Source organism: bacterium, assembly GCA_035527515.1.
Lineage (GTDB): Bacteria > B130-G9 > B130-G9 > B130-G9 > B130-G9 > B130-G9.
Genome location: DATLAJ010000116.1, coordinates 1 through 19,808, shown reverse-complemented (window position 1 = coordinate 19,808; position 19,808 = coordinate 1). Strand labels below are relative to the sequence as shown.

Sequence of the window (19,808 nt, the reverse complement as noted above, 5' to 3'; positions counted from 1 at the left end):
GCGATTGTCCGACGCCTTAGGGGTTTCTTGGGTTTCTGTTTCGATCCGTAGGTTGAAACCTACGGCTACTCACGTTGTGCCCCTTCAGGGCATTGAGAGATCGCCCGCAAGCAGTCAGCGTCCCGCCGTCAGATCGTAGAGCTCTCATGGACCACAATCACCCAAGCTCAGCCGCCCAGCAACAGTGGAGGCAGCTAAAGACAGATTACTATGAAAACTCCTCCTCTTAATCCTTGACGGAGCATCTGTTCCACGGCGATAATCTCCCTGAATCGACAAGGTAGGAAACCATGATCAAGTTCACGCTGCACGACATTTTCGGCTATCTGCTGCCCGGCATCATTACACTGGCGGCGCTAACCGTGTTGAGTTGGTCCTTTTGCTTTCCTTCACACGAATTGTCGCTTTCATGGCTTGCCGATCAGAAATGGCCATTCTTTGCCTTGGTTCTTCTACTCGCCTACTTTCTGGGACACGTGGTTGCCTGTATTGCAGCGATGAGCATGCACTATGGCACAATGGAAGATTCGCTTCCGACAAACGTCGCGGACTCGATAAAGCTCAAAGCAGGCGATATACTCGGTACCCGATATGACAAGGCCAGCGACTCAAAGGCTCAGGACTTGCTGAACGCGATATGCGATAACTACAATCTTCGGCACGACAAACAGCCGTACCGAGAGATACGAGAGATGTTGTTGTATAGAATAGATTTCTGCCGAGGCCTGACTGTTTCGTTTCTCGTGCTGGCCTTCTCTTTCATGGCGAGAAGCGTAATCCCGGGTGGGGGCTTTGAGCTCGGGCATGTGAAAAAAGACTTAAATTGGCCAGTGGTCTTGACAGTGATCGTCCTTTCGCTGATTGGGTCTTCTGTTAGTTACGTTCGGTTCCGGCGTTTCAGGCGGCTACGCCTAACGCAGATCGCGGCAGCCTTTCTCGTATTGCAGCACGAAAGGGCACCCAAATACCCACCCGAGAACGCCGACCCAAAACCACCTGAGAAACCAAACCCATGCCGGGAAGAATGAAGGAATCTAGCGTGCAAGACCCCGCGTTGGCCGCGTTCGAGGCGGCGATCCGCGAGCGGCTGGGCGAGCGTCTGAAGCAGATGATCCTGTATGGCTCACGGGCCAGAGGCGATAACGATCCCGATTCGGACTACGACATCCTGCTGGTCGTGGATGAGGTTACACGCGAGGTCAACCGCATCATTGATGACGTTGCGGGGGACTGTTTCTGTGAGTACAGCAGGCTGTTCCCTGCGATAGCCGTGTCGGAGAAGGAGTTTCAGGAGCGTCTCTATTGCCCGTTGTTCATGAATGTCCGAAGGGAAGGGCTGGTCCTCTGAACGAGAATGAAAGCCTGAGTCGAGAGCTGAGGCTAATGCTCGGGAAGGCGAGAGAGGATATCAGTCTGGCCTCAAAGATCGTTGACGGAGGTCCTTACCGAGTTGCGTCATCCAGAGCATATTATGCGGCCTTCTACGCAATGCAGGCTGCCTTGCTGTCGATGAATATCACGAGATCGAAGCACAGCGGCGTCATAAGCGCCTTCAACCTGCAATTCGTCAAACCTGGCGTATTCCCGCCCCATTTCGGCGCGCTAGTCTCTGATCTTTTCCGCTATCGAAACATTGCAGACTACGAATTCGAGCACAGGATCGGCGAAGCTGAAGCTAGAAGTCTCATCCATGCGGCGGAGGAGATCGTGGCTGCGATCACGGATTACCTCGTCAGTAAAGGACTTATTGACTCGTCGGAGGACGAGGGGCGCGAGCACTGAAGATCTATGGGTGGAGGAGTGAAGATGGCTGGGCACGCTGCGAAAGACCGCGCTCTGGCCGACTTTGAGCGGAGGGTAGTCCCTGGCAGGCAAGTTGAGAGACAAGCTTGAATAAGCGAGGCGTTCTCTTGTCCCTGCGGTCAGTCTTATTGACCACGGACAGTATGACTTCGCGTTTTCCTAGTTATGTTACGCCACTTTTGTTCATAGGAGGCGGTCCCGCTAATGGAGGACACGGTCTTGTCAATACATAAGGCTGCGATAAGCGCCTTCAACAGTGAGTTGGCTTCATGAGCGCGGTCTCAATGGGCTCGCGGCACAGTTACACCCGGCGATCTGATTATTCGGGGTTACTAGTTCCTTCCCATTCTTTTATGAATTCTGGTATAGTGCGGAAAAGTGCTTTTAGAGGGAAAACGATACGGAAGAGAACATGATCCTAGCGAGAAAATCGCAGATGAAGTACTACCGGATCCCTCTATATGTCCGAACCGATAAGGGTGAGTATGTGCTGTACAAGCCCGAAGGCATGTTGTTAGCGGATATGCGCGTCGACAGCGGGAAGTTCCCGTCGGCGCTGTTTTTGAGAGAGGAGGACAAGTTGCAAGGAATCAGGGAGCTTCAGCAAGCGTTCAATCAAGAGTTGAGACAGAACATCAAATCGCAGGATATAGCGAAGACAAAAACTATTCTTGTTGACCTGGTTCGGGAGACGTTGACGGAGCCGCGTTCGGGGAGCCTCGAGGGCCTAGTCGATACGGTGGATATTCTGACTGTTGAATGTGCCCAAGACCCAGCAGTGTTGAAGACTCTGGCCAACGTCTATTTCAAGGACTACACCACTGCGATACACTCGGTGAACGTGATGGCCTTGACATTGGCCTTCAGTCTTTACTCCCAGCAGTCGCTTGAGAGCAGCAAGATTATGGGTCTTGCGGCGCTTTTGCATGACGTTGGCAAGACCGGAATCGATCAAAAGATCATCAGGGCCAACAGGAGGCTGACGGACGAGGAGTTTGCGGAGATGAAGAGGCATCCCACGATAGGATATAAGATACTCAAGGAGTGCGATTTCGCGAACGAGGCGATCCTTGACGGAGCGCGCGAGCACCATGAAAAGCTGGATGGAAGCGGGTACCCTAGAGGGATATCGAGGGTATCCGTCGCCGGCCAGACCATCGGATTAGTTGACTGTTACGAGGCGGTCACGAACGACGACAGGCCCTATAGAAGCGCGATGGACCCGCTCGAGGCGCTTAAGCTCGTGAAGAGGGAAGTAGAGGCGGGGAAGTTCGACAGTCGTCTATTCGAGAGGTTTGCGCACAGCCTCGCCAAGTAGGGAGGGTTGCCTTACGGCCTTGAGCGTTGCGTTGCGGCAGGTTCTTTGCGGCAAGAGGGCCAGTCGATACGCGGCCGCGGGTCGTTGAACCTACCGTCCTTCAGAAGCGCGAACAGCAGAGACGGATGCTGCGTGAGTCCGCTTTGGCCAGAGAACGCTATTTGCTGCCCAACCTTTACACGAGCGCCTGGCCTCACAAGCGCCGCCGCCAGATGGGAGAAGACAGTCATCTCCGAAGCGCCGTGGGAGAGCACAACTGTCAGGCCAAAGCCGGGAGCGCACTCCGCCAGAAGGACCTCCCCATCGCCGACGGAGAAGACTGGGGCGAGCGGCTCGACATCGAGTTCTGAACCGAGAGTTATCCTGATAGGAGGTTCCTTGTTCTTGGGCGCCTCGGCAGGTGGTGAGGCGACTGGAGCTGGGAGACGCCGGGACAATCCGCCGTATGTCCTGTCGCAGGTTTTGCTCGCGTTTTTCAGTGCTGAGAGCAGTCTCGCCCGGCAGAACGCAGCGGTCTGAGAGCATTTCATCTTGTCATTGATCTCCTGATAGAGGCTCGCAAGAAAATCCTCTCTGCTTGACCGTGAGGCATCGAGCTGCTCTTCTTGAGCCGCGAGCTCGGAGCGAAGCTGAGCTATCTCGGCGAGTGTTTGTTGCTGCTTGGCCTGGAGCCGCTCTTGTGATGAGCGAGCCTCAACGAGAGCATTTGAGAACTGCGTAAGGATAGCTCGGACAAAACAGGCAAACTCGCATCTTGCCTCATGAGTTGAGCCGCGCTCCTGCACAACAGTCATATCGGGCCTGAAGGTCGCCCAGACGGGGCATTCACAGGTAAGGTCCGCTGCGGTTTTCTGTAGCGTTACAATGTGAGACTTAGTGCGAGAAAGACGCGCGATTATCGCGTCCATCTCCTCGTTTTTGGACTGAACCTTCGCTGAAATGATCAACGACTCGGTCTGTCCGACCAGCAAGTTGAGGTCGGCTGTGGCGAATTCAGTCCACATCTTGGCAAACGAGGCACCCACGCCGGCCGGACACTGAAACAACCCTGTTCGCCCGTCGTCGTTTGTGTAGGTTTTCAGACTCGCTTGAAGATGCGCCAGGACGGGATTGGGGACGGCTGCCTGGGCTATTTGCTTGCCGAGCACAGGTGCAGGCAAGACGGAGATAAGCAGGGCATAGATGAACGCGAACGTTTTTATGATGCCAGTCATGGCTGAATAGAGTTAGTCTGCGCTCTTGCGCTCGCATGTTCTACGAAGGGGTCGAAGTCTCGGAACCGGGACCGCACTATGATGAGTAACGGAAGAAGACTTATGGCAGCAGCGGCCAATCCTATGAGAATAACATCGATGGCGGCGAGCTGGGGAGCGAATAGCCCGGTAAGTTCAGCAGTGATGCCGCCGGAATAGGCCAACTTAATCGGAAATATGAGCCGCCACGCGGCAAATGCAAGAACCATTCCGATGACCCACTGCAAGACGCCATAGCAGACAAAAGGTCCAGCAACGGTCTTGAGGCCTGCCCCGGCAAGCTTCATTATGCCCACCGCATCCTTGTTTGCCTCGATGAGCGCTCTGCCACCCGTGACGAATCTCACAACGACAAGCAAGCAGCATGCGCAAAACAGCGCCAGCACCAAGCGCTTGAAACGGCCGAGCAGTTCTGACAGCCCAAGAAGCGGGTCGCGTGGGAAATAGACTGCCAGCACGTCAGGCCGCGAGCGAAGATCGCTCGTGAATTGCCCGAGGCTGTCTCTGGAGGCTGTTTCAGGGGCGATATGAACATCGAGCACTTGGGGGGCAACACCAGGGGGAGGTTGGCCAAGAGTATCTGCATCAAGCCCGAGTGAGCTGCACAGGTCCGAGAAGTACGAATTGAAGGGGCGCTGCTTGACTCTCTTTACGACATTCTGCGACTTGGCCCAAGAGATGAGAGCTTCAACGCGTGCAGGTTCTAACGAGCCCGGCGCATACACAGTGAGACGGTCAGCGGCCGCTATCTTCTCGGCTAGATGTGCGTCTGCGTTGCTTATGGCAAAGAGATACGTAAGTGTGAAAGCAAACACTGCAAGCGCCACGGCGCTGAGAGCGAACTGTAGCCAGGCAAGACGAATCGCCCGATAGGCTGACGACAGAAAAAAGGCAAGGGGTTGTCGGACCCTATCCCTGCTCTGCCGCGTCATCCTTCTCTTTTGCTGGCTCCTTTTCAGTGTCTCCGCTGTCGGGCGGTTTCTCCTGGTTCTTCTTGGCTTCCTCGACGAAATTGAGGCGGAGGTTTGTGAGCACAGCATCCAAGACCGTCTCCTCGTCCTTGTCGAGATTGCCCTTGGTCTTCGCCTTTAGCATCTCGAGCATGGCTATCGATGACTGGGCGTGCTCGAGGTTCCTCTCGATCTTGCCTGTCATCGGATTCGCCATCTTGCCTAGCTGCGCCATCCCGGCAGCCGCTATTGATTGAACCAACCCCAGAAACGTCTGCGTGTACACCTTGTTTTCTTGCTCTGACTTGCCCACACCCATCTCGACCTCCTGTTTGGTCTGTTAGTTGGTGCCTTTCTGCTCAGTATATTCTTTGCATATTACCGAGACCGATGCAACCTTGTCCCCCTCAAGCAGGGATTGAAGCTTCACTCCCATCGTTGCTCTGCCAGTTATTCGCACGCTTTTCCGCTCCAGCTTGAACCTCAGCGTCTTGCCGTTGTGTGTGATCATGATGACCTCGTCACCATCGTTGACCTGAACGATACCAACGACTTGGCCATTCTTCCTCGTGCATCTAATGTTGATCAACCCGTAGCCACCACGGTTCTGAGGTCTGTAATCTGAGGCGCGGCTTCTCTTGCCATACCCATTCTCGGTCACGGTGAGTATGGTCGTTGTCTCCGAGAGCACTTCCATACCGATCACCTCGTCATCGCCCCGGAGGCGCATTCCTATCACGCCCCGAGCGGAACGGCCCATTGAGCGAATCTGCTTCTCATCGAAATGTATCGCAACCCCCTTGCGCGTCCCGAGAAATATATCCTGTTCGCCATTAGACAGCCGCGCCGAGACGAGGCTATCCCCCTCCTTCAAACCAACTGCAATGATCCCGTTGGACCTGATGTTCCTGAACGCCAAGATGGGTGTTTTCTTGACCTGTCCGTGCCGTGTGGCCGTTAGTAGATACTGGTCACTCTCGAAGTCGAGGTTTCTCAGCGGGAAGATCGTGCGTATAGTCTCCTCTGGCCTTAGGTTGAGTAAGTTTCTTATCGCTCGCCCCTTGGCGTTCCTCTCCCCGCCCGGCAAGCTGTAAACCTTCAGAAGATGAACACGGCCCTGGTCAGTGAAGAACATGACCCAGTCGTGTGTCATCGTGGTGAATATCCTCTCGATAAAGTCCGCCTCTTTAGTCGCCATCCCATAGGAGCCCTGACCTGACCTGCGCTGGGCCGTGAACAGCGAAAGGGGTGCCCGCTTGATGTAGCCTGACCTCGTCGCCGTTACGACCATCTCCTCCAATGGGATCAGCTCCTCGTCAGTTACCGCATCCTCTGCCTCGATTATCTGAGTGCGGCGCTTGTCCCCATATTTCTTCTTAACTTCCTTCAGCTCGTCCTTAACGATGCCGAGTATCAGGCTCTCGTCTGCCAAAACGATTTTCAGATACGTGATCTGTTCCTTAAGGTTTGCATACTCCTCGTCCAGCTTCTCCCGCTCGAGCTTAGTCAAATGCTGGAGTTTCATCTCAAGAATCGCCTTCGCCTGGACGGCGGTCAGCTGGAACCGGCCCATCAACTGGCCCTGCGCCTCCTCCACGCTCGCCGACTGCCGGATTGTAGATATGATAGCGTCCAGGTTATTAAGAGCTATCTTGAGGCCTTCGAGGATGTGCGCTCGTGCCTCGGCCTTTTTGAGCTCGAACTTGCACCTGCGGTTAACCACAGTCTCCCGAAACTCCACAAACGCATGAAGCATCTGCTTCAAGCTAAGCAGCCGAGGCTGGCCCTGAAGAAGCGCCAGCATGTTCACGTTGAATGAATCCTGAAGCGCCGTGAACTTGTATAGCTGGCGAAGTATCACTTCCTCCTGAGCATCCCGCTTCAGGTCGATAACGATCCGCATCCCCTGCCGGTCCGATTCGTCCCTGATGTCCGCTATACCCTCGATTCGCTTGTGATGAACCAGCTCCGCTATCGAGAACACTATCGCGCTCTTCTGCCTCTGATATGGCAGCTCGCTGAAGACAATTCTTGTCCTGCTGCCTTGTGGGCCGAAGCTCTCGAAATCTGCCTTTGCTCGCATCATGATCTGGCCGCGGCCAGTCTCATAGGCCTGTTTTATCCCCGAACGACCAAGAATGAAGGCCGCTGTTGGGAAATCGGGACCCTTAATCGTCTCCATGAGCTCCAGCACGCTAATCTGCGGCTCGTCGATCAGGCGTATCAGACCATCGACCACCTCCGAAATGTTATGAGGCGGAATCTGTGTGGCCATCCCGACCGCGATCCCGCTCGAGCCATTGATTAGGAGGTTCGGTATTCTGGCCGGCAGCACAGCCGGCTCCGTCGTTGTGGTGTCGTAATTGGGCACGAAATCCACGACGTCCTTGTCAATATCCGCCAGCATCTCCTCGGAAATCCGGTCGAGCCGCGCCTCGGTGTAGCGCATCGCCGCGGGCGGGTCGTCATCGATCGAGCCGTAGTTGCCCTGCCCGTCGATGAGCGGGTACCTCAGCGAGAAATCCTGAACCATCCGCACCAAGGCGTTGTAGATCGCGTCGTTGCCGTGCGGATGATACTTGCCCATCGTATCGCCGATGATTCTTGCACATTTCTTGTAGGGCCGATTGTAGGAGAGGCCCAGGTCCTTCATCGCGTAGAGTATCCGACGCTGGACTGGTTTGAGGCCATCACACACGTCCGGCAGAGCGCGAGCTACGATCACGCTCATCGCGTATTCAAGATACGCTGTCTTCATCTCCTCAGTTATGTCACGATCGATAATCTGTTGTGCCCTAACGTCCATTCTCAGTTTTCCACATTATTTCTTATTTTTACATAAGGGCGATTCTTGACCGCACCTTTCCTTAAACACAGAATGTACACCAATGTAAGAGCTGACGCAACATTCGCATGTTGAGATGAGTCGTCGCTCGAGGCGGGCCTAGGTTGTTCCAAGCTACGGCCTCGAGATGGGATTAGCATTGAGAGGTCGCGTTGAAAGAATCTCGGATGGACCATGGGGAAGTTCGTAGATCGTCCATTAGGAGCTTGACAATTAGATGGGGGAGCTATCAAATACAATATGGATATGGTAAAAACATGCTACATAGATATGGTACAAGATGTGCTCCGCCATTGCGGAAGCTCTGAAACCATGCTTTGAAAATGAGGAGGTAAGCGGATGCGAAACGTATTCTTCAACGTGCTTTGCCTGGGTCTGGTGATGCTTTTGTGCGGGCTGTCGGGCGGCGCTTTCGCCCAGGAGCAGCCAAATGTTTTTATATACGTCCTGAACCCTCTAACCGCTAGAGAGGAGCCGGACGAGAACGGGGATTTCTTGATCGAGTGGTTGGATGGCGATTTCGGCTATATCAGCCTCTTTCGCGACTCGGATAATCAGGAGGGTGGAGAGACTCTGATAACGCCCTTCCCCTTGCCGGCCCTGGACTTCAAGGACCTTACGTGGAACACCAACAACCTACCGAACCTGACGGAGTGGTACATTGTTGGCAAGATCAGGCTGTCACTGGATGAGAACGAGCCCTGGATTCAGACAAGCTACAGCCTGGGAACCATTTACATAAATCGGGTAACCGAGCCTGTGATACATGTTGGCCCTGATGCGGATGTAACGGCCGACAGAGGCATCACACTTCCATTTCAGCTGAGAGGCGTAGGCTACTACTGGCTGTTCTATGACGTTGACAGGGAGCCTGGGGGTGAGGGTCAGATCATGGGGCCATCAGATCCTTTCATGTATGTAGACTACGCTCCCGGCATCTATGAGTGGGACACCAGCGACCTCCCTGACGGTCAGAGCTATTACATTGTTGGCAAGACCAAAATGAATCTGCTCGATGCCAATTGGTCCTATTCTGAGGCCTCGCTTGGCCGGGTGACAATTGACCACACTCAGCATTACGAGATCAACGTGCAGGAGCCGGGCGGGAGCGTCTATCTGCCGGTCGGAGAGACCTTTACGGTGGAGTGGGACGACCAAGACCCGAACGTCTCCGCCTATGTCCTCATTTATACCGACACTGACATAGACGGCGACCCCTCAGACGACGTGAGACGCTCTCTCTTGCCGATTACGGTGAGCGACAGGCAGAACCAGTTCACCATGGCATTCACCGACTTGAGCGACCAGCCCGGCAACACCTACTACGTCATCGCCAGGATCAAGGAAAGTAGCCAGGACGATGGAGGCGAGACGCTGGCAGAGGGCTTCAGTGATGGGACGATCACTCTTTACAACAAGTCAACGCAGGACACTACCCCGCCCGCGGCAGTTCAAAACTTGAGAGCAGAGCCTCGGGGGGACGGTTCAACGATCACTCTCAAGTGGACGGCGCCCGGAGACGATGGCAATTACGGAACAGCCTCGTCTTACGACATCCGTTACTCGACGAGCATATTTGAGAGCGACTCGGACTTCCAGAGCGGGACCTCCGTGCCCTATGTGGACCAAAAGACTGGGAACAAGCCGCTTCGGTCTGGATCGCCGCAAAGATTGGACGTTGGTGGGCTTGACCTGGCGACTGTGTATTATTTCGCTCTCAAGACGACGGATGACTCAGGGCAGACTTCGCCCATGTCCAACATCGCTTGGACTGATTCGATGCCGGTCGTGCTTTCGTCGTTCGAGGCGGTGCCTGGCTTCGAGAGAATCACGCTGAACTGGACGACGGCCTCAGAGACCGATGCCTTGGGCTGGCATGTAGCGAGGCGCGATGATGCTAAAGGCATATTCCATACAATCACAAGCCAGATGGTCCGGGCGGCCGGGACGAGTTCTGAGCCGCACAGTTACACCTACACTGACGCCGACGTCTCGTCTGGTATTACCTACTACTACAAGCTGTTGCTCTACAACCTTGATGGGAGCAAAGAGGAGAGCAAGATAGTTAGCTGCTCGCCGTTTGCGGCCCCGTCAGGCCCTACGTCCGATTCGTATCCATTGATTCTCGGAGGTGGGTTTGTGGGCTCGGTCGTAAACTCGTCCACGGGCGGCAGTCTCACAGTCATGGCTATTGTGGACCCCTACACCGGTTCAGGTGAGATCGAGAAGGTCGAGCTATCCTACAAGGGCATCCCAACGGGAATACTCCTTTACGACGATGGGACGCATGGAGATGATGTCGCAGGGGACAATACATTCCATAACACGATAGACGTTGAGCCCGGCCTTGCGGCCGGCAACTACGTGCTCGAGATCGTTGCGACCGACACTGATGGCAACCAGAGCCCAGTGTTCCCGTATGTTACGGTCAGATAAGCCAGAAGGCTTAGACGACGGACACGACTGTTTAGCGATAGCGGCGAAGAAGTCTCCGCCTGGTAGGTCATTTGTGAACCTGGGCGTCGCTCAAGGCTAGCTAGAGCGGGCAGAATTATTTTGAGATGATTCTCTCGGGCGCCAAGTCCTCGAGTGAATCAGGGAATTATGAACGTCAAGAGCCTGCATCCATGGAACGTTTCCTACGCTGATGCAGTGAAGCTTCAGCGCGAGCTTGCCGAAAGAGTTATTCAGCAGTCGAGCTTGACTCTCGACTCCATTCGGCTTGTCGCTGGAGCTGATGTCTCCTATTCAAGGGCCACGAATCGCTGCTACTGCGCAGTGGTCGTGTTGAGCTTCCCGCGACTCGAGCTGGTCTGCCAGAAGTCGGCGATAACGGACGCGGCTTTCCCCTACATACCGGGGCTTCTATCGTTCCGTGAGATTCCGGGCCTCGTCAGGGCTTTCGAACGCCTCGATACCATTCCGGATGTGGTCATTGCCGACGGCCAGGGCCTCGCCCACCCGAGGCGATTGGGACTGGCGTGTCATCTGGGACTTGTGCTGGACATGCCCACGGTGGGCTGCGCCAAATCGCGGCTCGTTGGCGAGTTCGAGCAGCCGGGGCAAAAAAAAGGCTCAAGCACAGACCTTATGCACAGAAAAGAGCTCGTCGGAGCTGTTCTGAGGACCCGCACCAATATCTCGCCCGTCTTCGTCTCAATAGGGCACAAGATCGGTCTGCAAACGGCCATCAAGCTCGTGCTTGCGTGCTCGCCAAAGTTCAGGCTGCCTGAAACGACGCGGGCCGCGCACAACACAGTAATCAACATGATGAGAGATAATGAGACAGTAGATTCCAAACATATAAATGCAAAGGAGGCTAAGTTTCAAAAATGATCATAGTAACCACTAGCGAGATCCAGGGCAAAAACATCGTCAAAACGCTGGGCCTGGTCAAGGGCAACACCATCCGTGCGAGGCACATCGGCGAGGACGTGATTGCAGCGCTCAGGACCGTTATCGGAGGTGAGATATCTGAGTACACCAAGATGCTCGCTCAGGCTCGGGATGAGTCGCTTCGTCGGATGGAAGAGGACGCACAGAAGCTCGGCGCCAACGCCATCGTCTCGGTGCGCTTTTCCACGTCATCGATCATGCGAGGCGCGGCGGAGCTTCTGGCCTATGGGACTGCCGTAGTCGTGGAGTGATTGGCAAGTTCTTTGAAACTGTGCCGCCTGGGGTCACCATGCGTTCGATTTAGGTCTGGAGTTACCGTCTGGTCCGCATTCAGCTGATTGAGAATGTAATCGTCTGTGGTCAGGAGGAATAAGTGATGACGCGTTCGATTCTGCTGTTTGCACTTGTGTCTCTTCAGTTGTGCTGTCTTGGCACTTTCTTGCAGGGCCAGATCATTGGGTCGCTCGATGAGCCGTTTCGGGAGCCTGGGTCAATGGTCTGGGTGTGGGCGGTTACGAGCAAAATTGAGCAGGGGCTCGGGTGGAATTCCTGTGCCTATCAGTTTTTCGGGGAAAGGCCGAGAAACATAAACACCTGCGGGGGAGACTTTCGGGATTCCCCGTATCCAGAGCCACGTACGGCCTATTAGACAAAGGTGATTTTAGGGAGGTCGATGATGCTGCATCTGGTCAGTCGATTGCTGGTTTTTGTATTAGCGTTGTTCTGTGTCGCGACTTGGCCTTGTTTGGTGCACGGGGCCTTATTCGTCAATCTAACGAACACTGACCGGGTCAAAGGCGTTGCAGCCGAGTCAGAGTGGTTCTGGGCGGCAACAGAAGGTGGGCCAGTGAGGGTGAGGCAGTCTAGCGGCGAGCAAGTTGCGCTCCTTAGCATGAAGAGGGGCCTTGGAGCTGAAGATTACTGCCGGGTCGCTCTCGGCGCCGCTGGGACTGTCTGGTTCGTAGGCCCTGAAGCGGGCGTGGCCTGCTTTGACGGCATTAGTTGGCTGGATTGCGGCCCTCCGCCGTCAATGCTTGGGTTCTGGTATGGTTTTTATGACGACGCCGGCGGCGGCGAGATGGAGTGTGACAGCTTTGGAAACGTCTGGATTCTCGGCAGAAACGTGATATTGCGCTTCGATCCAATCAAGAATGAATGGGAATCTCTCTTCTCGCAGAACAGGGAGTACTACTCGCCCTGTTTCGCCGTTGCGAACGATGGTACTGTGTGGTACATGACGCAAATAAGTGGCGAGGTCAATCCCTCCCTTGTGGCGATGCGAGACGGGCAGAAGGTCTACTTCGATGTGCCTGAGGACTGGTGCGGTGGGCCTGCTATGGACGTGGTTGAGATCAGATTAGATGCTCGAGGTCGCGTCTGGGTGCTGAATCCTGTTACTGTAGCCAGGTTCGATGGGTCATCGTGGCAGTGTTTTCAGTGGATTGGGCCCAGCGGGTCCGCAGACGCACGGTCTATGGTTGTGGGGCCGGACCTGAAGGTGTGGATCGGCGCGGAGGATGGCTGCTACATGCTGGACGAGGCCGGCTGGCACCGTTTCTCGACGGCGACCGGTTTGCCTGCTCAGATGGTCTATGAGTTGAGTGTTGACCCGGAAGGGGACCTTTTGGCGGCTTGTGCAGCACCGTCTGATGAGATGAAGGGGCGACCGGCCGGCCTGGCGTTGTACGTTGAGAAGCAGCTTAGAGCCTTGCCATCGCCGTCGCTCATCCCTGCGAACAATGTTGATGGCCTGAAATTTGACGACAGGGGGGACCTGTGGGGGATCGTAGCCGAAGACTTCTACACAGATTCCGTCCTGTGGCGCCTTTCTGGGGACCAAAGCAGCTTCTGGCTGCCTCCTGTCTGGGATGGCCATTGGGGGGGATTGTGCATTGACAACGACACCAAGTGGATCGGTGTCGCTTATGATAGATACTTCTGGAGGTTCGAGGGCGGGGAGTGGGAACAAATCTGGTTGGCAGAGGGTCTGCCCGGGATGGAATACGATATGGAGGTGGACAGCCAAGGGAGGCTTTGGTTCATAGTTTTTCACTCCGACAACACTGGCGTAGTCGGAATGCTGAAGGACGGGGAGTTCAGAGCTTTCAAGCCGCCCTGGCTCCACTCCGCGCTCACGGATATAGCGGTGGACGCTGACGACATCGTATGGATTCCCGCGCGGTACATCTCTACGACCGTCCAACGTCGAGACGGCGCTGTTTTCATCTGCACGGAGACGGACGGCCTAACGCAACTCGACACGGAGAGGTGGGTGGGCCCGGGGGCAGTGTGCGTCTCTGAGGATAACACGAAGTGGTTTCGAGCCCTTCATCTACTAAGCTACTCTGAAGCGTCGGGGTGGGAGAAAAGAGCAGCGCCTTGGGACCCCGTGTGGAACAGTGAGCCTCTCTTCAATCAGCACTATTGCTCGGCACAAGCCCCAGACGGCAAGCTGTGGTTTTCAGAGAGGGGCCAGCTGTGGTCCTTCGATCCGGCAACTTCGGACTGGGTCTGGCTTCCAATTGAACTGTTCGACGAGTGCCCAAGCGACTTAGCTATCGACGCATACGGCAACGTCTGGATAGGCCAATGGGGCATAAGCGTTCTGCTGGCCGACGAGTCCTTGCTGCTGGAAGCCGACGCCGAGTCCGACGCGCTGAAAGGACGCGCCTCGTTATCCTACCTAGGCCCACCGACCAACGTTGACCTCTACGTTGCCATTCAGGCGCCGAGCGGGCAGGTGTTCTACGTGGCGGGTCAAGAGGCAGCGCCTCCGTTTCCGATATTCTATGCGGCGTTTGCTGGGAGCACGGAGTTCTTGCAGCCGGGGCCGAGCTACAGCGGGCCGGGGTCGATACCCAACACCCCGGACATGAAGGACCTCGCTGCGCCTCCATTACCCCTGCCGGACCCACCCGATGGCAACGGTCCGACCGGCCTCGCGCTCTTCGCATACCCCGTGCCGTACTATGCGAACGTCCCGCTCCCCGCATACGGAGCCATCGCCGACCTCATCCTCCTCAACACCACCCTCCCGGACGAGGCCCCAGCCGGCGCATACACATTCCACATCGGCCTCACCGGCCCCTTCTCAATCAGGAACGTCTATCGCTCCGCCTCCGTTACGTTTGAGGTAACGGAATGACGCGGAGACGGGCGTGCAAACCTGCGCAGGGCATAAGCAGCGTGCGCCGAGACCAAGCCGTCCATCTTGTGTTCTCGCTTGCTGTTACTGCGGCCTGAATGCTAATATCTGATCAATCTGACTTGCGTTTTAACGAAATACGATGGGAGACATTCTATGAAGGTAGTCAGCTATTTAGATGTCGAGGCGAGGCCCGTTGAGGCAAAGGGCGCGATTGACGTTACTAAGCGAGTCCTAATCTCAGAGGACGACGGGGCAAAGAACTTCAGGATGCGATGCTTCGAGGTTGGCCCCGGCGGGGCAACGCCATACCATCAGCACCCCTGGGAGCACGAGGCATTCATTCTCGAGGGCGAGGGCGCCTGCGTTGACCAGGGCAAAGCCGAGCGCCCGGTGGGGCCGGGCGATGCGGTCTTTGTCCCTCCCAACGAATGGCATTCTTTCGTGAACAAGAGCGAAAGCACGCTGAGGTTTCTGTGCCTCATCCCTAGCCAGGAGGTTTAAGCATGGCGGCAGCGCCTACCGTCCCCCTGTCCAGCAAATGATGCGGTCCGCACCTGGCCTTCCGGCATTTGCCCTCGCTGGACTACTTTACGGTGTGGCCTTAACGGCAGAGCTGCCACCTCCACAGCCCGCCCAGACTGTCGCAAAAGTGCTCAAGCTCGAGAGCCCTGCACTGTTAATCGAGCTCGATCCGGCCGATGGCGGTTTCCGGCAAGTCAAGAACAAGCTCACGGGATTGAAACTTTTCAAAAGGACCGGCCGTGGGCCATGCTGTGCCTTGATTCTGCACGACGGCTCGCTCTTGACCCCATTCGGGCGCAACCAGTTCCGTGCCATTTACGGCCCGGCGGGGCTCCGATCTCTGCGATTTCAGTTTCCTGATGCTGCTGCACGCGTCAGGATTGACGTCCGCGCCTCGCCCACTTCAAGTGTGATCACGTTCTCCCCCACTCTTGTTCTTGGGCCAGGTTCAAAAGTTGAGGCGCTCGTCTTCCCTATCCTTTCTGGGATGACAACGTTAGGAGACCTGGCAAGCCCGGACTACCTCGCCCACCCATCGGCATCGGGCCTGCTCGTTCGAGACCCGCTCAACACCCTTCGGCCGGACAAGGTGGACCACTATTATGAAAGGTTCGTCCATAGCGAGTACCCAGACGGATACTACGGGTGCCCCATGCAATTCATGTCCTTTTACGACAAGAGACAGGGTGGGTTCTACTTCGGGTGCCACGACCCCACATCTACCCCAAAAGAGTTCGACTTCTTCCGTCCCCCCGGCAAGAGCTATTTACAGATGAAGTTTGTTCACTACGTCTCAAGCCAGGTGCCTCCGGCGAGCGGCGAGCGGAGCCTATTCGGCTACCCGGTCGTGTTTGGAGCCACACATGAGGGAGACTGGTTTCAGGCCGCCGACATTTATCGCTCATGGGTCTGCTCCAAAGGTCCTGGTGCCCCAGTGTGGTGCCGCAACGGACCTAAGCGGGACCAGTCTCCGAAGCAGTGCGCCAGGTGGCTGCAAGAGAAGATCGGACTTGCCACATTTGGCATCAGCTGTCGTCAAGACGAGTCCGCATGGCTGACGGCTCTCCAGAGGGCAGTCGGCCTCCGAATGCTGCACGTTCTTGGATTCGACTGGGAGACAAATGACGACAGCGCCTCCGATGCGGCGTGGGAAGACCTCGAGAACAGGTGGATCAATCCTGCCAATCTGCGGGCGATCAGAAGTTCCGGCAGTGCATTTGCGGTCTTTAAGGTTGATCAGTGGCTCTCGAAGTCGGCTCGGGACTATGCGATATTGAATGGGGACAGTACGGGACACGAGTTCATCGACGGAGATAAGAGAAAGGTCTTCTGGATGTGCCCCGCATCAGCAGACTGGGCGAACTTCTACATCCTGAGAGACAGAACACTTGCCTCAGCGCCCGACTTCGGTTGCGACGCGCTTTACAACGACATCTCGGTGTGCTGCGCAGCGCCGCTCTCGTGCATGAATCCGGCCCATGGACACCCAGCCGGCCCCAAGGGGGCCTACATGATTCGTAACTACCGCGACCTGCTAAAGCGCTCGCACGAGGCGTGCGCGGCCGACAAGGGAGGAAAACGCGTGCCGATGGGGACGGAGGTGATAACCGAGAACTTCATCGATGTGATCGACTTCTGCCAATCGCGGGCGATGGCGGGCGTTCAGGGCGCCTTCGAGTGGTCGGGAGACGCGACAGGTATGGTCAAGGAAATCCCCATGTTCGACTACGTTTATCACGAGTATGGCCCCGTCAGGCTCGACGGGTTTGCGAAATTGGGCCGTCGCTTCGGCGATATATTCTATCTCATCGCTGCGCGGGTATATCTCTGGGGCGCTGTTTTAGAGCTCAACTACGAGTTCAGCAGTCTCGAGCTCTTCCCCGGGATGAGCAGCCCATCGCATTACCTCACCTACGACTACTGGACGCAGTATATCGAGGACAAGAACCCCGAACGGGTGCACAAGCCATACGTGGAGTTCCTGCGCCGGCTGGCGAGGGCAAGGCTAGGTTTTGGCCTGCATTTTTTGTGCTGGGGACGGATGCAGCCTCCGCTCAAGATCGTCTCCTACGTGCCCACACTAGTCCTTGATTACGACCACTACAACGTCTTCCCAGAACACGACAGCCCGCGGTCAGGCGTCATTAGCGCGGACGCCATCGTATCGTCCGGCTGGGCCTCAAGCAGCCGGCTGGGATTTTTCTTCGCCAACATCTCTCAAAAGGATTTGCCTATAAAGTGCCTCTTTGACCCCGCCCGATACCATCTGCGTGGGCCCTACGTCGTGGACTTCGTCAGCGACACCAAACGGCAGCGCATGGGTGCGTTCCGGGGCAAGTCAGAGCTCAAGGCCGTCGTCCCCGCCCGCAATGTAATAATGCTGGAGGTCCGGCCAGACACCTCGGCCAAATAGGGATCAATCCAGTAGGTTATCGCTTGTGGTCAGCTGACATCCCGCGGCTGGTCTCGCTCATCGGGTTCCGAGACTTGTATCCGGCCCTCGGCCTTCACGCGCCCCGTCCGTAGTGTCCAACCGTTGAGATGCTCCAGAATCACCGCAGCAATGACCGCCATCAGGAAGTATGGCCCAAGCGGCAGGACGAGGCCCCCAAACAGCACCGTAGGCTCAAGGAGCTGCCCCGCCCTTTCGGCGAGGTCCCCCGAAATCTGGCTGTTTGCAGCTGGACCCATGAGGCAGTGAATAACGAACCTAAGCGGAATATAGACCACCACTGGCGCCGCTGTCTGCCACAGCCTATTGATAAACGCTCTCAGCCGCCAAAACGTTACAACCGGTAGCAGAATCAGCAGAGCCGGCCAGATCAGCAGGTAGGGGGCTACGAACCGGGCCGCGTAAGCATACCTGGCTCCCATATAGAGTGTCGCGAGGTAGTAAACGCCAAACAATAGCTTAGTCCGCCGCCTCGGGCTTCTGCCCACCGATGCAGCGGAGGCGAGAGTAGCCATCGCAAGCGCAGAGAACTCGGCAGCCAGCTCGGGCAGAGGGGCAGCGCACGAGACAGGGTGCCCTACGGCGCTAGAGACGACGGCTATCAGCGCGTATGTGAACAGGGCCACAAAGGTCAGTCCGGCGTCGAACAAATGCGGCGCAAGGATGGCGAAGGCGAGCAGGAATGATATGCTCGAAACACCGCCAGAAACATGACTCAGGTCGAGAACCCACAACGAGGCAATAAGGAGCAGCACCTGAGGTGTGTGCGTTCTGAGAATCGAGCTGAACCAGGATTTCATGTTGGGATTATCGCCCTGTCCACGGCCCAAGTAAAGTGTCAGAAGAGGCTACCACCGCGCTGCAACCACCCGCCAGACCACCTATAAGGAAGTGAGAGAGTTTTTGGGCACGGGCAAATACGAGCGGCGGGTGGTTTACGCCTCGTCCACGCGGGCGGCGGAGGGTGAGAAATCTAGATTCCAACAATGTGGGTCGGGAGCCTGGCCAGGAACTCGCCGCCTCGGTGTTGGACCGAGATTGGGGAAGATGATCACTTTTTTCAAGTATCCGCTAACAGCCGCTAAACATGTTCATCCTAGGAAGTCTCCTGCCTCCAGTCTAATCATCGGGGTTCGCTCAGGCTAGGCCCATTCATAAACCTTAATAAAATGTGATTGTAAGACGGTTAGTGGTTGCTGTTTGGGTAGAACTTCACACATCGGCGCCGCTCGTCGGTCGTTCATACTTCAGATTGGGAGTAGCCTGACCCGAGCTGTGCGGTCGCCGACGCTCACGATTGCCCCCTTTTCAACATCTGAAGCAATCTGGGGTAGTACTTTTGCGAGCACCGAGTTGACGAGCTCTATCTTCGAGGATGACAGTCTCAGTGAGATGACCGAGGGTCTCGAGGCGCCTGACAGCGCTAGCAGTTCAGAGAAGTCGAGGTCCTGCGTCAAGATGACACGATTGTCCTGTCTTGCCGATGCAAGTATCTTGCCATCTGTCGCGTTGGGGGGAAGACTCTCGCTTACCGGGACAACGTCGTGACCTTGTGATCTCAAGAATTGGACTGTTCTCGCGGAGATGTGTGCATCCGCCAGCAGCCTCATCTAATGGCTAAGGTTCTTTCGCTAGCTAGCCAAGCAGCGTATTTCGCAGCCTGGTAAACATCCTCCTCCACCAGGTCCGGGTAGTCGTTCACGATCTGGGAGGCCGTATAACCATCGCCAAGCAGCTTGAGGATGAACTCCACTGTTATCCTAAGCCCCTTTATCGTGGGTCTCCCCTCGCAGATCTTCGGGTCAACAATGATTCTGTCCAGCATAGATTAGATAATCGCAGAAGTGCGCTTGCGTTTCAATAGCTGACTGGCACGTTGGCCACGTCGCGAGCCTCCCGCCCTCGACGCTCTTCTCATTGACCTTTGCCATCTGCTTGAAGATGCTCATGTTCATGTAATTCCCCCTTTTGATCCACACATTCCCAAGTCCAGCCGATCTTCGCACGTCGAAACATCGAACGTCAACAGAGGTCGCCGCTGCCTCTCATGCATCGCATTACTGCGGCAAAACGTAATCATCATTTGGAGGGGCGGATCAATGAAACTCCACCGAACCGTTG

19 protein-coding genes are annotated in these 19,808 nt (G+C 55.9%); 11 read left to right on the top strand and 8 right to left on the bottom strand.

The features are described from left to right. The first annotated feature begins 290 nt into the window (after positions 1 to 290). The 4 genes from VM163_09290 (at position 291) to VM163_09275 (ending at position 3,121) form a co-directional block, all read left to right on the top strand. The gene (locus VM163_09290; GenBank protein HUT04070.1) at positions 291 to 1,028 is read left to right on the top strand and encodes a hypothetical protein; all 738 of its coding nucleotides are present in this window, start codon (positions 291 to 293) and stop codon (positions 1,026 to 1,028) included. Continuing rightward, complete coding sequence (locus VM163_09285; protein HUT04069.1) at positions 1,025 to 1,348, top strand: nucleotidyltransferase domain-containing protein; 324 nt, start codon at positions 1,025 to 1,027, stop codon at positions 1,346 to 1,348. Before VM163_09290 ends, VM163_09285 begins: the two co-directional genes overlap by 4 nt. Further along, a complete protein-coding gene (locus VM163_09280) occupies positions 1,303 to 1,782 on the top strand; it encodes a HEPN domain-containing protein (GenBank protein HUT04068.1) in 480 nt (159 codons plus the stop codon). Before VM163_09285 ends, VM163_09280 begins: the two co-directional genes overlap by 46 nt. Before the next feature lie 433 nt (positions 1,783 to 2,215). Next, the gene (locus tag VM163_09275) at positions 2,216 to 3,121 is read left to right on the top strand and encodes an HD domain-containing phosphohydrolase (protein ID HUT04067.1); all 906 of its coding nucleotides are present in this window, start codon (positions 2,216 to 2,218) and stop codon (positions 3,119 to 3,121) included. 11 nt (positions 3,122 to 3,132) lie between these two features. Here the strand turns inward: VM163_09275 and VM163_09270 are convergent, their stop codons facing one another. Genes VM163_09270 through gyrA form a run of 4 tightly spaced genes read right to left on the bottom strand, consistent with a single transcriptional unit; the run spans position 3,133 to position 8,130 of the window. Next, complete coding sequence (locus VM163_09270) at positions 3,133 to 4,335, bottom strand: peptidoglycan DD-metalloendopeptidase family protein (protein ID HUT04066.1); 1,203 nt, start codon at positions 4,333 to 4,335, stop codon at positions 3,133 to 3,135. Further along, on the bottom strand, positions 4,332 to 5,306 hold the full coding sequence (locus tag VM163_09265) for a hypothetical protein (GenBank protein HUT04065.1): 975 nt from the start codon (positions 5,304 to 5,306) through the stop codon (positions 4,332 to 4,334). The genes VM163_09270 and VM163_09265 overlap by 4 nt, the downstream gene beginning before the upstream one ends. After that, a complete protein-coding gene (locus VM163_09260; protein ID HUT04064.1) occupies positions 5,284 to 5,643 on the bottom strand; it encodes a DUF1844 domain-containing protein in 360 nt (119 codons plus the stop codon). The genes VM163_09265 and VM163_09260 overlap by 23 nt, the downstream gene beginning before the upstream one ends. Before the next feature lie 21 nt (positions 5,644 to 5,664). Next, positions 5,665 to 8,130: a DNA gyrase subunit A gene (gene gyrA, locus VM163_09255; protein HUT04063.1), complete on the bottom strand. Its 2,466-nt coding sequence runs from the start codon at positions 8,128 to 8,130 to the stop codon at positions 5,665 to 5,667. 378 nt (positions 8,131 to 8,508) lie between these two features. Between gyrA and VM163_09250 the strand changes: the two genes are divergently transcribed. The 7 genes from VM163_09250 (at position 8,509) to VM163_09220 (ending at position 17,648) form a co-directional block, all read left to right on the top strand. Then, positions 8,509 to 10,605, top strand: a complete 2,097-nt coding sequence (locus tag VM163_09250) for a choice-of-anchor X domain-containing protein (GenBank protein HUT04062.1) — start codon at positions 8,509 to 8,511, stop codon at positions 10,603 to 10,605. Positions 10,606 to 10,773: 168 nt separating this feature from the next. Beyond that, on the top strand, positions 10,774 to 11,505 hold the full coding sequence (nfi, locus tag VM163_09245) for a deoxyribonuclease V (GenBank protein HUT04061.1): 732 nt from the start codon (positions 10,774 to 10,776) through the stop codon (positions 11,503 to 11,505). After that, the gene (locus tag VM163_09240; protein HUT04060.1) at positions 11,502 to 11,816 is read left to right on the top strand and encodes a YbjQ family protein; all 315 of its coding nucleotides are present in this window, start codon (positions 11,502 to 11,504) and stop codon (positions 11,814 to 11,816) included. The genes nfi and VM163_09240 overlap by 4 nt, the downstream gene beginning before the upstream one ends. 125 nt (positions 11,817 to 11,941) lie before the next feature. Then, a complete protein-coding gene (locus VM163_09235) occupies positions 11,942 to 12,214 on the top strand; it encodes a hypothetical protein (GenBank protein HUT04059.1) in 273 nt (90 codons plus the stop codon). A gap of 24 nt (positions 12,215 to 12,238) precedes the next feature. After that, positions 12,239 to 14,710 (top strand): hypothetical protein, encoded by a 2,472-nt coding sequence (locus VM163_09230; GenBank protein ID HUT04058.1) that lies wholly within the window; start codon positions 12,239 to 12,241, stop codon positions 14,708 to 14,710. Positions 14,711 to 14,866: 156 nt separating this feature from the next. After that, entirely contained in the window at positions 14,867 to 15,214 is a 348-nt protein-coding gene (locus tag VM163_09225) for a cupin domain-containing protein (protein HUT04057.1), read from the top strand. A 37-nt stretch (positions 15,215 to 15,251) separates the two neighbouring features. Continuing rightward, on the top strand, positions 15,252 to 17,648 hold the full coding sequence (locus VM163_09220; protein HUT04056.1) for a DUF6259 domain-containing protein: 2,397 nt from the start codon (positions 15,252 to 15,254) through the stop codon (positions 17,646 to 17,648). 29 nt (positions 17,649 to 17,677) lie between these two features. On the opposite strand, the gene VM163_09215 is transcribed toward VM163_09220, so the two are convergent. From VM163_09215 to VM163_09200, 4 genes are all read right to left on the bottom strand, one after another. After that, positions 17,678 to 18,487: a hypothetical protein gene (locus tag VM163_09215; protein ID HUT04055.1), complete on the bottom strand. Its 810-nt coding sequence runs from the start codon at positions 18,485 to 18,487 to the stop codon at positions 17,678 to 17,680. A 447-nt stretch (positions 18,488 to 18,934) separates the two neighbouring features. Beyond that, on the bottom strand, positions 18,935 to 19,249 hold the full coding sequence (locus tag VM163_09210) for a DUF5615 family PIN-like protein (GenBank protein HUT04054.1): 315 nt from the start codon (positions 19,247 to 19,249) through the stop codon (positions 18,935 to 18,937). Between the two features lie 44 nt (positions 19,250 to 19,293). Beyond that, positions 19,294 to 19,512: a DUF433 domain-containing protein gene (locus VM163_09205; GenBank protein HUT04053.1), complete on the bottom strand. Its 219-nt coding sequence runs from the start codon at positions 19,510 to 19,512 to the stop codon at positions 19,294 to 19,296. Next, the gene (locus VM163_09200; protein HUT04052.1) at positions 19,490 to 19,642 is read right to left on the bottom strand and encodes a hypothetical protein; all 153 of its coding nucleotides are present in this window, start codon (positions 19,640 to 19,642) and stop codon (positions 19,490 to 19,492) included. The genes VM163_09205 and VM163_09200 overlap by 23 nt, the downstream gene beginning before the upstream one ends. Positions 19,643 to 19,808: the final 166 nt, after the last annotated feature.

Bases quoted from the DNA above. Each gene is read 5' to 3' on its own strand.
- VM163_09290 (HUT04070.1), top strand. From the start codon at position 291: ATGATCAAGTTCACGCTGCACGACATTTTCGGCTATCTGCTGCCCGGC.
- VM163_09285 (HUT04069.1), top strand. From the start codon at position 1,025: ATGAAGGAATCTAGCGTGCAAGACCCCGCGTTGGCCGCGTTCGAGGCG.
- VM163_09275 (HUT04067.1), top strand. From the start codon at position 2,216: ATGATCCTAGCGAGAAAATCGCAGATGAAGTACTACCGGATCCCTCTA.
- VM163_09270 (HUT04066.1), bottom strand. From the start codon at position 4,335: ATGACTGGCATCATAAAAACGTTCGCGTTCATCTATGCCCTGCTTATC.
- VM163_09265 (HUT04065.1), bottom strand. From the start codon at position 5,306: ATGACGCGGCAGAGCAGGGATAGGGTCCGACAACCCCTTGCCTTTTTT.
- VM163_09260 (HUT04064.1), bottom strand. From the start codon at position 5,643: ATGGGTGTGGGCAAGTCAGAGCAAGAAAACAAGGTGTACACGCAGACG.
- gyrA (HUT04063.1), bottom strand. From the start codon at position 8,130: ATGGACGTTAGGGCACAACAGATTATCGATCGTGACATAACTGAGGAG.
- VM163_09250 (HUT04062.1), top strand. From the start codon at position 8,509: ATGCGAAACGTATTCTTCAACGTGCTTTGCCTGGGTCTGGTGATGCTT.
- nfi (HUT04061.1), top strand. From the start codon at position 10,774: ATGAACGTCAAGAGCCTGCATCCATGGAACGTTTCCTACGCTGATGCA.
- VM163_09240 (HUT04060.1), top strand. From the start codon at position 11,502: ATGATCATAGTAACCACTAGCGAGATCCAGGGCAAAAACATCGTCAAA.
- VM163_09235 (HUT04059.1), top strand. From the start codon at position 11,942: ATGACGCGTTCGATTCTGCTGTTTGCACTTGTGTCTCTTCAGTTGTGC.
- VM163_09230 (HUT04058.1), top strand. From the start codon at position 12,239: ATGATGCTGCATCTGGTCAGTCGATTGCTGGTTTTTGTATTAGCGTTG.
- VM163_09225 (HUT04057.1), top strand. From the start codon at position 14,867: ATGAAGGTAGTCAGCTATTTAGATGTCGAGGCGAGGCCCGTTGAGGCA.
- VM163_09220 (HUT04056.1), top strand. From the start codon at position 15,252: ATGATGCGGTCCGCACCTGGCCTTCCGGCATTTGCCCTCGCTGGACTA.
- VM163_09215 (HUT04055.1), bottom strand. From the start codon at position 18,487: ATGAAATCCTGGTTCAGCTCGATTCTCAGAACGCACACACCTCAGGTG.
- VM163_09205 (HUT04053.1), bottom strand. From the start codon at position 19,512: ATGCTGGACAGAATCATTGTTGACCCGAAGATCTGCGAGGGGAGACCC.
- VM163_09200 (HUT04052.1), bottom strand. From the start codon at position 19,642: ATGAACATGAGCATCTTCAAGCAGATGGCAAAGGTCAATGAGAAGAGC.